Source organism: Myxococcus vastator (genome assembly GCF_010894475.1).
Taxonomy (GTDB): Bacteria; Myxococcota; Myxococcia; order Myxococcales; family Myxococcaceae; genus Myxococcus; species Myxococcus vastator.
Map to the genome: position 1 here is coordinate 1 of NZ_JAAIYB010000290.1, position 10,934 is coordinate 10,934.

Consider the following 10,934-nt stretch of genomic DNA (forward strand, 5'->3'; position numbering starts at 1 on the left):
CCCTTGCCCTCCCCGCGCCCGCCTGCGCTCGGTGTTGGACATGACATGAACCTGCGTGTCAGCCCGCTTCAGGATACGTAAACCCTGACGCGCTGCACCAACGCCCTGCTGCGTCCTGTCCGGGCTGTCATGCGTCGAACTCAGCAGGTTGGGTTCGGTCCGGGGCCTGACAGGGCACGGCCCCACGGTCCCGAGGGGCTGACCTTCAAGGGAGCGCCGGAGGGTTCCGCCCGAGCACGGCCTCGTGCTCGAGGCGCGCTCGGTCATCGCGCCGAGCGGGACGCTACTCCGCGCCCGCGGCGGGCGTGCCGCGTGTTCCCGACGCCTCCACGCGCGGAGACGGCCGTGGCCACGCGGCGAAGGCCACGGCGGCTCCGAGCGCCACCATCATCACCACCGTGAGCGGCGTCAGCTTCCGTTTCGGCTGGGCGGCGAGCACGCCCTGAGAGGCCGACGGGGCCACGCCCGTCTTCGAGCGCAGCAGCACGGTCGACCCCACCGCGCCCGCGTCTGGGGAGGGCGGTCCATTCCGGGCGGCGCCGGGCGCGGACGGGCCCCCGGCGACAGGCGACCGCGCGATGGGCGCGGGGACCACCTTGGGCGACGCGACACCGGCCTGCGCGCCCCCTGCTGGCGGACGTGCGGGCCGAGCCGCGTCAGGCGCCTTCGCCCCGGCCACAGCCCCGTCCCGAGGCGTCGGTTTCCGGGCACCCGGGCCTGGAGCCCCCGCGGCGGGTGGCCTCGCCACGGGCGAGCGGGCGATGGGCGCGGGCACGACGTCCGCTGGCGCCACGACGGGGCGAGCCGGGGGCGCCTCCATCTCCGGCAAGGGCATCGCCTCGGCGATGGTCGCGGCGTCATGGGAGGCAACCACCGCGGGCGCTGGCGCGGACAGGCTGACCGTCTCCGACTCCCGGAATGGCGGCTTCGCGTCGACGTCGCCGTCGTTCGTCCCTTCTCCCGAGCGCCTGCCGGGCACCGTCTCCGGCTTCGACTCCGGAGCCACCGCGAGCCGCGGCGTGCTCAGCGGCGTGAGCATCGGCACCTCGCCCATCGTCTGGAGCGCGCGCCCCGTCAGCGCGGAGATGAAGCCGCCCACGTCCGGGAAGCGGTCCTCCGGGCGCTTCTCCAGCGACTTCTCCACCGCCGCGATGACGTGGTCCGGCAGGTCCGGCACCAGCGCCTCCAGGGGCTCCGGAGGGTCATAGACGATGCGGTAGATGAGCTCCGCGAGGTTGCCGTTGTCCTGGAACGGGAGCCGGCGCGCCAGCATCTCGTAGACGAGGCACCCGAAGGCGAAGATGTCCGTGCGCGGGTCCACCTCGCCGTTCTTCCCAGTGGCCTGCTCGGGCGCCATGTACTGCGGCGTGCCCAGCAGGATGCCGCCCTGCGTGTGCACGCTCTGCGAGTCGATGACCTTGGAGATGCCGAAGTCGAGCAGCTTCACGTGCTCCATCATCACGCCGCCCACCTCGGTGGGCACGAGGAACACGTTGCCCGGCTTGAGGTCACGGTGGACGATGCCCGCGCGGTGCGCGGCCTGGAGCGCCGAGCCCATCTGCCGCGCGCAGGAGAACACCTCCTCCAGCGTCATCGGGCCCTTGCGAAGCCTGCGCGACAGCGGCTGGCCGCGCAGGCACTCCATCACCATGTAGGGAGAGCCATCCTCGAGGCTGTCGAAGTCGACCACCTCGACGATGTTCGGGTGCCCCAGCTTCGAGGCAATCTCCGCCTCGCGCCGGAAGCGCACGAGGGCCTCCGCCCCCATGCCCGCGTCGTGCCGCAGCACCTTGATGGCCACCTGCCGTCCACGCAGCCGCAGGTGGTTGGCCAGGAAGACGGTCCCCATGCCACCCCGGCCGAGGACGCCTGCAATCTCATAGGTCTCCCTCAGCACCGTGCCGAGGGGAAGGTCATTGGGTTTGGAGGGAGCCATGAGTAACCGGTTTTCAGCTTTGAACCGGATTCTATCCTGCTCCCTCTGACATGCCTTGGCCACCGCGGCCAAGGCGTCTCAGGTCTTGAGAACCGCGACTATTTCGCGGGTACGACGGCGGCGTCGCTGGCGGTGCGCAGCTCGTCCACCACGCGCTTCGCCCCGTAGACGTGCTCCAGCCCCGCCAGGATGCCCTCGCCGTGCACGGCAACCGCGCGGTTCGTGTCGGGGACGTAGGCATAGCGGCCCCCCAGCGAGTGCAGGTTCCCATCGAAGATGAGCCCCACCACGCGCCCGTCGCGGTCCACCAGGGGCGAGCCGGAGTTGCCGCCGATGATGTCGTTGGTGGTGGCCACGTCGAACGGCGTCTGGGGCGGCACCTTGCCGCGCGCCTTCAGCCAGGTGTCCGGGAGCTTGTACGGCGCCTTGCCGGTGTGCCGCGCATACGCGCCCCCAAAGGTGGTGAGCGCCGCCACGGGGCGGCCATTCTCCTCCCAGCCCTTCACCTGCCCCGCGTTGAGGCGGAGGGTGAAGGTGGCGTCCGGATAACCGGAGGTGCCGTACACCGCGAGGTGCGCCCTGGCGATGCGCTCGCCGTTGCGCTTGAGCACCGCCTCCACGGTGTCCTCGTAGCGCTTGCGCGCCGCGCGAGCCTCCGCGTCCACCTTGCGCGCGAAGAGAATCATCGGGTCCTTGGAGGCCGCGACCGCCGCCTTGCCGCCCTTGAGCAGCGCGGCGCGCACCTTCACGTCCCGCAGCTTCGTGCCACGCACCAGGGCGCGCGCCAGGTCCTCGGGCGCCTCGCGTCCGAGCACCTGCTGGACGAAGGGGTCATCCGCGCCCAGCGTCTCGCGCACGCGGGTGAGGCCGAACGTCAGCAGCGCCTGGTCCAGCTCGAGCGTCACCGGCGCGTCGCGCAGCAGTTGCTGCTCCAGCGTGGGGAGCTGGGCCTGGGTGTACTCGCGCAGCCGCTCCGCGTTGGGCTTCTCCTTCTCTTCCGCCACGCGCACCAGGTGCCGGGCCATGCGGAAGAGCTCGGAGGGGTAGGCGTCCCCGGCCTCCTTCATGCGGTAGTCGGGCAGCATGCGGCGGTACACGTCCAGCGCCTGGGAGATTTCCTCCCACGCGCCGTCGGTGGCGGCCTTCACCTGCGCGTTGGCGTCCACCTTCTGGCGCAGCGCCGCCTCGTCCTGACGCTTGCCGGCCAGCAGCGCCGGGTCCGCCAGCGCCTGGTGCCGCCCGCGCAGCGCCTTGAGCCCGTTCTCCACGCCGCGCAGCAGGGAGCGCGTGGTGCGGTAGCGCTCCGCGGAACCCCCGGCGTACTCGCGCAGCATGCCGCGCAGCTCGGCGAGCTGGAGCAGCGTGTACGGCAGGTTGACGTCGCGCTGGAACTCCAGCTCGGCGACGGTCGCCTTGCGCTCGGTGCCACCGGGGTGGCCGGAGACGAAGACGAGGTCCCCCTCCTTCGCGCCCTGCTTCGCCCACGGCAGGAAGTGCGGGCTCTTCGCGGGCGCGTTGTCCTGCCACACGCGCAGGAAGGCCGCGTCGAAGCCGAAGCGCGGGAAGTTGAAGTTGTCCGGGTCACCGCCGAAGGCGGCCATGGAGAACTCGGGCGCGAAGACGAGCCGCACGTCCTGGAAGCGGCGGTACTTGTACAGGTGATACCTGCCGCCGTTGAAGAGCGTCACCACGTCACAGCGTACGTCTCCGGACGTGGCGCAGGCGGCCTCCACCGCGGCCGTCTCCTTCTTCAGCGCGGTGTTGAAGGCCGCGCCGGTGAGGCCCTTCGTCGCCGCGTTCATCCGCGCGGTGACGTCCGTCATCTCCACCAGCTGGTTGGCCTCCACCTTCGGGCAGCGCAGCTCCCGCGCGGCGCTGGACGCGTAGAAGCCCTTGGCCAGCAGGTCCTTCTTCGGCGAGGACAGGTCCTCGATGCAGCCGCGGATGCAGTGGTGATTGGTCATCACCAGGCCCTCCGGCGACACGAAGCTGGCGGAGCAGCCGCCGGCCAGCCGCACCGAGCCGAGCCGGACGTGGTCCAGCCACGCCTGCGTGGGCGTGAAGCCATGGGCCTTGTTCACCGCGTCGGAGGGAAAGGCGTCGTAGGTCCACATCCCCTCATCCGCGGCGGCGGGGAGGGACAGGAGCAGGCCGATTGCGAGCAGTCTGCGATCCACGTGCGGGCGTCCTTCTGTCGTGACTGTGAGTGGGGGTCGCCGGTTCTGGTCTTCACGGCCGGCGCGCGTCAACCTCCGGGCGGAGGACGCATTCCCCACAGGTATCATGCGCCGCGTCAGATATGGTGGCGGCAATGTCCGGCAAGCATCGCGTCTACCTCGTCCCCGGTTTTTTCGGCTTCATCAACCTGGGCGAGCTCATCTACTTCGGCCACGCCCTGGACTACTTGAAGGCGGAGCTGGCCCGCAGGCAGGTGGAGTCGGAGGTCATCATCGTCCTCTCCCACCCCACGGCCTCCATCCGCACGCGCACCGCGGACCTGCTGAGGGCCGTGCAGGAGACGGCCGCTGGAGACGACGGGCCCATCCACCTCATCGGCCACTCGACGGGCGGGCTGGACGCGCGGCTGTTCGTCAGCCCCGGCGCGCAGGTGGCGGAGGGCCTGGACCTGGAGCCCTTCGCCAGGCGCGTGCGCTCCGTGACGTCCGTGTCCACCCCGCACGCGGGCACGCCGCTGGCCACCTTCTTCATGGGCCTGTTCGGACAGCGCATCCTCAAGCTGCTGTCGCTCTTCACCGTGTATGTGCTGCGCTTCGGCCGGCTGCCGCTGCGCGTGGTGTTCCGCTTCGGACATCTGCTGGCGCGGGCGGATGCCCAGCTCGGGTGGAAGCCCACGCTGCTGGACCAGCTCTATGACCAGCTCCTGGGGGACTTCTCCTCGGAGCGCCGCGACGCGGTGTCGAAGTTCCTGAGCGACGTGGGCAACGACACGTCGCTGATTCCGCAGCTCACGCCGGAAGGCATCGACCTGTTCAACGCCAGCACGTTGGACAGGCCCGGCGTGCGGTATGGCTCGGTGGTGACGCAGGCACGGCCGCCGTCGCTGCGCACGCGCATGGCGGCGGGGCTGGACCCGTATGCCCAGCTCACGCACACCATCTACGCGCTGACGTACGGACAGACGCAGCGGATGCCGCTCACCGCGCTGCCCCTGCACACGCCCGCGCAGACGGCGGCGCTGGTGCAGGCGTATGGCGCGATGCCCGGGCCCACGGCGTGTGACGGCATCGTCCCCACGCGCTCCCAGGTGCATGGCCGGGTGCTGGCCGCGGTGCGCGCGGACCACCTGGACGCGATTGGCCACTTCGACCAGCCCGCGCACCAGCCCCCGCACGTGGACTGGCTCATCTCCGGCTCCGGCTTCCGCAGGCCCCAGTTCGAGTCCACGTGGAAGGCCATCATCGACTTCATGCTGGAGGACGAGCGCCCCGGCCTCCGGCTGGGTCAGTAGACGCCAATCAGGTGAATCTGCACGCGCGGATTCCCAAGGTACTCCTCCAGCCGCCATCGGCTGCGCATGCCATCATCCCGGATGCCCAGGCCGCCTCCAGCCTTCGGCGCCTCGGCGCTGGCGAGCGCCTCCTGGAGCTGGGACACGGCCCAGGTGTCGAAGTTCGGATCGCCGGAGCCTTCGAGCACCTTGAGGTCGAGCAGCTTCCCGTCGCGCGCCTGCCAGACCTCGACGATGGCCGCGAGCGCGAGCACCGGCGTGGTGACGTCCGCCATGTACATGTTGGCCGCGCGCCCGGCCTCGACGGCCGCCTGCAGGCGATTGCGCTGCTCCAGACGCTGGTCCCGGGGCTCGGCGACCCTGGGGCTGCCTGTCTTTCCAAAGCGCGCGATGGCCTCCACCTGCTCGCGCTTCATCCGTGAGCCCAACACCTTCAGGTCCGGGGGTGGCGGGTTCACCAACTGCCTGGCGAAGCCTTCCCGCAGCGCCGCGAAGTAGGGATGCGTGGCGCCGCTCGACGCACGCGCGCTCGCGGCGGCGTCCTGCGCCCAGCCGTCCACCCGCACCCGGGCCTCCTCGGCCTGCCGGGCCGCCAGCGCCTTCGGGTCAGGGGCTTCACCCGGGCGGAGCGTCCGCCCCGTCGAAGGCGGGCCGCCGCGCAGCAGGCCGCCTCCCAGCAAGCCCTGGGGCTCCAGGTTGGGGCGCTGCCGTGGCCGCGGGACATCCTCTTGCGCCAGGGCTGGCGGCGGCTCGCCAGGGCCCGCGGGGGCGACGTCCGGCGGAGGCGGCGCGGACGTGACAGGCGTCTCCGGCGCGGCCGGGCGCGGACGCTCCGCGTGGCGAGGCGGGTCCTCCTTCTTCGGAGGCGCTTCGTCAGGAGGCGGCTGGCGGGGCTCCAGCGCTGGCGGCTCGGGGGGAGGCGTCACGTCCTGGTAGACGACCTCCATCTCGACGGCACGCGGTGTCACGCGGCGCTGGCGGTCGTTGGGCTCACTGCTCGACAGCGCCGCGAAGAGCGCGACGTGCAGGAGCCCCGACACCAGGAGCATGAGAATCAGTTGAGCGCGCCGCGACACGGCGGCCAGCTTGCCTTGCCGCGTCACCACAGTGAAGCAGCCCTGTGGACTGGCGCCCGGAACTGACCCCTGCCTGCCAGCTTCCCGCCTTCACGTCCCCACAAAGCACGACTGATGACCCGGCTTTATCGGATGGCCAGCAAGCCTGAGGTGGCTCAACAGGCAGGCTCAGCTGGAACGACCCCGCGCCAGGCGGCGAAGCCAATGGGCAATGGCCCGTCCGATGTCATCCGGGAGGTCCTCACTCGCGTGGTGGCCGGCCGCGCCGAGCGCCACGACCTCGAGGTTGGCGAACCGGCCACGCGCCCACTCGACGACGGACGGAGCGCCGAGCGGCGTCGGACTGTCGAAGGTGAGCAGCAGCTTGGGGACCTCCGGCGACGCGCCCATCCAAGCGACATAGCGCTCCAGCACCGCCATCATGTCCGCCGGCTGATGCTCGATGGGAATCTCCCGCGGCCACGCCAACAACGGGCGCCGTGAAGGCGCGTCAGGATAGGGCGCCGCGTACACCGCGGCTTCAGCCGCGGTCAGGCCCCGTTTGACGCCGACCCCCAGCGACCGGGCCAGGAACTGGTTCTGCTCCAGCACCAGGGTCTCCCCCACGCCGGGCGTCCGCAGGTTCTTGAACAACTCGGCGCCTTGCGGTGGGTAGTCGCTCCACTCGAGTGAGCGGAGGAAGGTCTCGTACACGACGAGGCCGCGGACCCTGTCGGGGTGGCGAGCGGCCCAGTCCATGGCCAGCGAGCCGCCCCAGTCGTAGCCCACGAGCACGACGTCGTGCAGGTCGAGCGCATCGAACCAGGCGTCGAGATACCGGGCGTGGTCGGCGAAGCGATAGGCGAGGTCCGGCTTGCCCGAGTCGCCCATGCCAATCAGGTCGGGCGCCAGCACGTGGTAGCGGTCCGAGAGATGGGGGATGACGTCGCGCCAGACATAGGACGAGGTCGGGTTTCCATGGAGCAAGACCACCGAAGGGCCGCGCCCCGCCTCCCGATAGGCCATGTGGGAATCGAGGACGTTGACGTCACGCATGGCTGTCTCCAGAGGCATGGGAGGGGTCGCCACGCGCAAGCACGCGATGAGCGCGACCGAGAGGAGCGGGAGCAGCAGGTTCATCCTTCGCATGGCCTCTTCATGGGGCGCTTCATCATTTTCGGATAGTGATTGTTCGTGAGGGGTATCCTCACCATGCATGAGCATTTCCGCCCTCGACCTCAACCTGCTGGTGGTGCTCGACGCCGTGCTCACCGAGCGCAGCGTCGCGCGGGCCGCTCGCCGCCTCCATGTCACGCCGTCGGCCATCAGCAACGCACTGGCCAGGCTGCGCGTCGCGCTTGGCGACCCGCTGTTCGCCCGCAGTGGCCGCGGCATCGTCCCCACGCCCCGCGCAGTGGCGCTGGCCCCCGTTCTGACCCGCGCCCTCCGAGACCTTGACCACGCCGTTCACGGTGCGGACTTCGACCCCGCCACCACCACGCGGGAGTTCTCGCTCGCCATCGCCGATTCCGGACAAATGGTGCGACTGCCTCGCATCGCCACGCTGCTGGCCGCTGAGATGCCTCGCGCCCGACTGCGGGTGATGGGCATCGACACCTTCCTCACGGGAGGCGGCCTGGCCAGCACCGAGGTCGACGTCGCCATCGCGGTGGGCGAGAAGTCCCCCGGCCTGCATCTGGAGCCCCTCTACCGGGAGCGCACCGTGCTGGTGGCGCGCCGCAATCATCCCCAGGCAGGAGAGCGTGTCTCCAGGAGCGCACTGGCCAGCTTGCGCCACGTCGAGGTGCAGGTGGCCCCCGGCAAGGGCTACCGCGCGCTGCCCGGCGCCTACGCCCGGCTCGGCATCGCTCGCGACGTCGCGCTGGTGGTGCCGAATTTCAGTGCCGCCGCCGCCGTGGTCGCGGAGACCAACCTGGTCGCCACCCTGCCCGCCTCACTGCTCTCTCGGCTCGGCCCTCGCCTCGGCCTCCGCAGCGTGCAGAGCCCGGTGCCATCGCTCACCCTCACCATCAACCTGTGCTGGCACGAACGAACCCACGCCGACCCCGCGATGCTTTCCTTTCGCGACCTCATCCGGCGCGCCGGTGCCGCACCGAGGCCCCGGCGCACCTCGGCCGCGACCTGAGCCAAGGCCTTAGTGTCCGACGTGCTCTTGACGAGGGCGGGCCCGCTGCTGCCCCGCAACAGGCGCAGAACCGGCGAGGGCGGCCAAAGTGCGATGAACGGTCGGCGCTCCGAGGCATCCTCTTCGTGCTGAAGACAGGCATCGCGCGAGAGAACCTGCCAGCCGAGGTGTTCGGGGCGAGTGACACCATCTGCTCGCGTAGGCTTGAGGAGTGGACCCGCGCTCGCGCGTTTGAGCGGCTCCAACAGCGGCTCCTCGACGAACCTGGCATCCGGGGTCGCAGCAACTGGAGCCGTGCGGCATTCGACTCGGGCAGCATCCGGACGAAAAAGGGGGCCCAGAAACGGGCCCGAGTCCCACCGACAGAGGGAAAGGGCAGCAAGCATCACATTGTGACAAACTGCAGAGGCAGCCCCTTGTCCGTGCTGCTGTCGGCAGCGAACCTCCACGATAACCAGCGGGCGCTGCCGCTCATCGACGCCATCCCCCCGTCCACAACGGTCGCTGCGGTCGGCCGCGCAAGCGGCCGAAGAAGGCGCACGGAGACAAGGGCTACGATTTCGCCGACATCCGGCGCGAGCTGCGTGCCTGCGACATCACTCCGTGCATTGCCCAGCGCGGTATCGAGTCCGGTCAGAGACTCGGCCGACACCGATGGGTGGTGAAGCCTACTGAAGTTGCCCGGGTTTAGCGATACGCGAATCTCTCGGGTCTGGCGTGGCCACGTCCCAGCATTTCTAGTCCGTTCCCGGTCGACGCCGAGCGTGGCAAGGCCCACCGTTCGCAGCCCAACGGCCCCTCAGACGAGCCCCCCTTGAGCAATTGATCACCTCAATCGCAGGCACTACGACAACAAATCAAACGGCTTCCTCCCGTCGCCCATTCCGGGCAAAACACAAGACCAACCTCTTGTCCTCCGGCGTTCGCAAGCGCCGAAATCTGAAAATCAGAACAATCCACAATAACACCGACCAATATTGCGACATCTACTCCTCCGCGGGTGGGTCACCCCCACACCAGGAAGGGGCACAACGACCCCTTACGAATCACAATCACGCACTGCGATGGCTACTTCCCCCGCAGCGGCACTTACGTCATGATGAAAGGACAGGAGGTGGCGGTAGGCACACGCCTTCCTCGGCAACAGCATTCACGGCACCTCACAGTAGCTAGGCACATGCTACTGAGGACATCGGGGGAATACCTTGAGCACGGGCATCCAGCAACCAGAGATGGCACCTGCGGCAGCACTGCAGCTTTCCGACCTGCTCCAGAATGTAAGCTTAGCGAGCACGGTGTGGACGACTGCGGTTGGTTACCGCGACCAGGCCCCTACTGCCCTACGCGAGTCCTTCAACACCAACGTCCTACAGTACGCGCGGCACGCACGCTTACCAATGGGCGGAATTCGCAACGAGGCTAGCGTGAAGCCTGCGTTGTTGCGCCGCAATACCCGCGACTTTATCAGTGCGGTACGCACCGGTTCACGCGTGGGATTCTCCAGCGCCGCGCTCTGGGCACACCAAAATACCGAGCTACACGCGTCTGCTCTTCGCTTCGCAACTAGCAAAGGGCTCACAGCTCGATCGTCGGAAATACTCGCCCAAGGGTCGGGGCAACGCCCGCCTCGTGGATGGCCAGCCAAATGGACTACCGACCAACTCGACGCGCTAGGGAGAGAACTTTCTGAACTAAGCGGCGCATCATTCGAAAATGCACGCCTAATGCTCTTCATGGTGTGCGTCGCACCTATCGTCCATCATAAGCTAGAAGAGAATGGAGCTGAACCCTCCACTTCCCCAGTCCTGATTGGTCCTGAGGATACACCAACTCCGAGTCCGCTAACATCCACGCTCTTTACTTCATTTCTACGCTCGATTGAGGAACTCGATGACGAGGCGCTTGAGTGGGCCCAACTGTCCTCGCTGTACGGAGCTCTCGGCGCCCTAGCGGCGCGCAGACAGGAACGTCGGACCCAGAGTATCACTCGCATTTCTGAGGCACTCGCCCGCCTCCAAGCGCCCGAGGTTCAACGAGGGCTACAACGAATACCTAAGCTTGAAGGACATCAAGCCTGGGTCAAGGGGATGTTCGTATCAGCGACTGCACATACTGCCGCCGACCACATTGAAGAACTCACAATACGAGTAGCGGAACTCGATGTACTGTTCGCGCAGTCGATGCAGGCAGCGGTGACAGTAGACGATATAGCGACAGCTCTGCAGCACAATCGACGAATCTTGGAGATCACTGAGGAGGTCACTCAAACGTATCACCGAGTGACCGCACTCCTAAAAACGGTGTCAGGCCCCGCCAACACATTAACAC

At 68.6% G+C, this 10,934-nt stretch carries 7 protein-coding genes and 2 pseudogenes; 5 read left to right on the top strand and 4 right to left on the bottom strand.

What is annotated here, in order from left to right; translation table 11 throughout:
* Positions 1 to 283 precede the first annotated feature (283 nt).
* Together G4D87_RS24955 and G4D87_RS24960 are read right to left on the bottom strand one after the other, a co-directional pair.
* Positions 284 to 1,936, bottom strand: coding sequence for a serine/threonine-protein kinase (locus tag G4D87_RS24955; RefSeq protein WP_163784720.1), 1,653 nt, complete (start codon positions 1,934 to 1,936; stop codon positions 284 to 286).
* Between the two features lie 98 nt (positions 1,937 to 2,034).
* Positions 2,035 to 4,113: a S46 family peptidase gene (locus tag G4D87_RS24960; protein ID WP_163784721.1), complete on the bottom strand. Its 2,079-nt coding sequence runs from the start codon at positions 4,111 to 4,113 to the stop codon at positions 2,035 to 2,037.
* 134 nt (positions 4,114 to 4,247) lie between these two features.
* Here G4D87_RS24960 and G4D87_RS24965 point away from each other — a divergent pair, with 134 nt between their 5' ends.
* Positions 4,248 to 5,405: an esterase/lipase family protein gene (locus G4D87_RS24965; RefSeq protein WP_240358576.1), complete on the top strand. Its 1,158-nt coding sequence runs from the start codon at positions 4,248 to 4,250 to the stop codon at positions 5,403 to 5,405.
* On the opposite strand, the gene G4D87_RS24970 is transcribed toward G4D87_RS24965, so the two are convergent.
* Together G4D87_RS24970 and G4D87_RS24975 are read right to left on the bottom strand one after the other, a co-directional pair.
* The gene (locus G4D87_RS24970) at positions 5,399 to 6,454 is read right to left on the bottom strand and encodes a ferrichrome ABC transporter substrate-binding protein (protein WP_240358577.1); all 1,056 of its coding nucleotides are present in this window, start codon (positions 6,452 to 6,454) and stop codon (positions 5,399 to 5,401) included. The genes G4D87_RS24965 and G4D87_RS24970 overlap by 7 nt on opposite strands.
* Positions 6,455 to 6,649: 195 nt before the next feature.
* Entirely contained in the window at positions 6,650 to 7,516 is an 867-nt protein-coding gene (locus G4D87_RS24975) for a haloalkane dehalogenase (protein ID WP_240358578.1), read from the bottom strand.
* Between the two features lie 160 nt (positions 7,517 to 7,676).
* Here G4D87_RS24975 and G4D87_RS24980 point away from each other — a divergent pair, with 160 nt between their 5' ends.
* The 4 genes and pseudogenes from G4D87_RS24980 to G4D87_RS39005 form a co-directional block, all read left to right on the top strand.
* The gene (locus G4D87_RS24980) at positions 7,677 to 8,606 is read left to right on the top strand and encodes a LysR family transcriptional regulator (RefSeq protein WP_163784725.1); all 930 of its coding nucleotides are present in this window, start codon (positions 7,677 to 7,679) and stop codon (positions 8,604 to 8,606) included.
* Positions 8,498 to 9,088, top strand: a pseudogene (locus G4D87_RS40295) (transposase); the annotation flags it as partial. The gene G4D87_RS24980 and the pseudogene G4D87_RS40295, both read left to right, overlap by 109 nt.
* A 35-nt stretch (positions 9,089 to 9,123) precedes the next feature.
* Positions 9,124 to 9,279, top strand: a pseudogene (locus G4D87_RS40355) (IS5/IS1182 family transposase); the annotation flags it as partial.
* A 1,414-nt stretch (positions 9,280 to 10,693) separates the two neighbouring features.
* A partial coding sequence (locus G4D87_RS39005; RefSeq protein WP_205507712.1) for a hypothetical protein occupies positions 10,694 to 10,934 on the top strand: 241 nt, incomplete at its 3' end.

Coding starts and splice junctions, on each gene's coding strand:
- G4D87_RS24955 (WP_163784720.1), bottom strand. CDS start 1,936: ATGGCTCCCTCCAAACCCAATGACCTTCCCCTCGGCACGGTGCTGAGG.
- G4D87_RS24965 (WP_240358576.1), top strand. CDS start 4,248: ATGTCCGGCAAGCATCGCGTCTACCTCGTCCCCGGTTTTTTCGGCTTC.
- G4D87_RS24970 (WP_240358577.1), bottom strand. CDS start 6,454: ATGCTCCTGGTGTCGGGGCTCCTGCACGTCGCGCTCTTCGCGGCGCTG.
- G4D87_RS24975 (WP_240358578.1), bottom strand. CDS start 7,516: ATGCGTGACGTCAACGTCCTCGATTCCCACATGGCCTATCGGGAGGCG.
- G4D87_RS24980 (WP_163784725.1), top strand. CDS start 7,677: ATGAGCATTTCCGCCCTCGACCTCAACCTGCTGGTGGTGCTCGACGCC.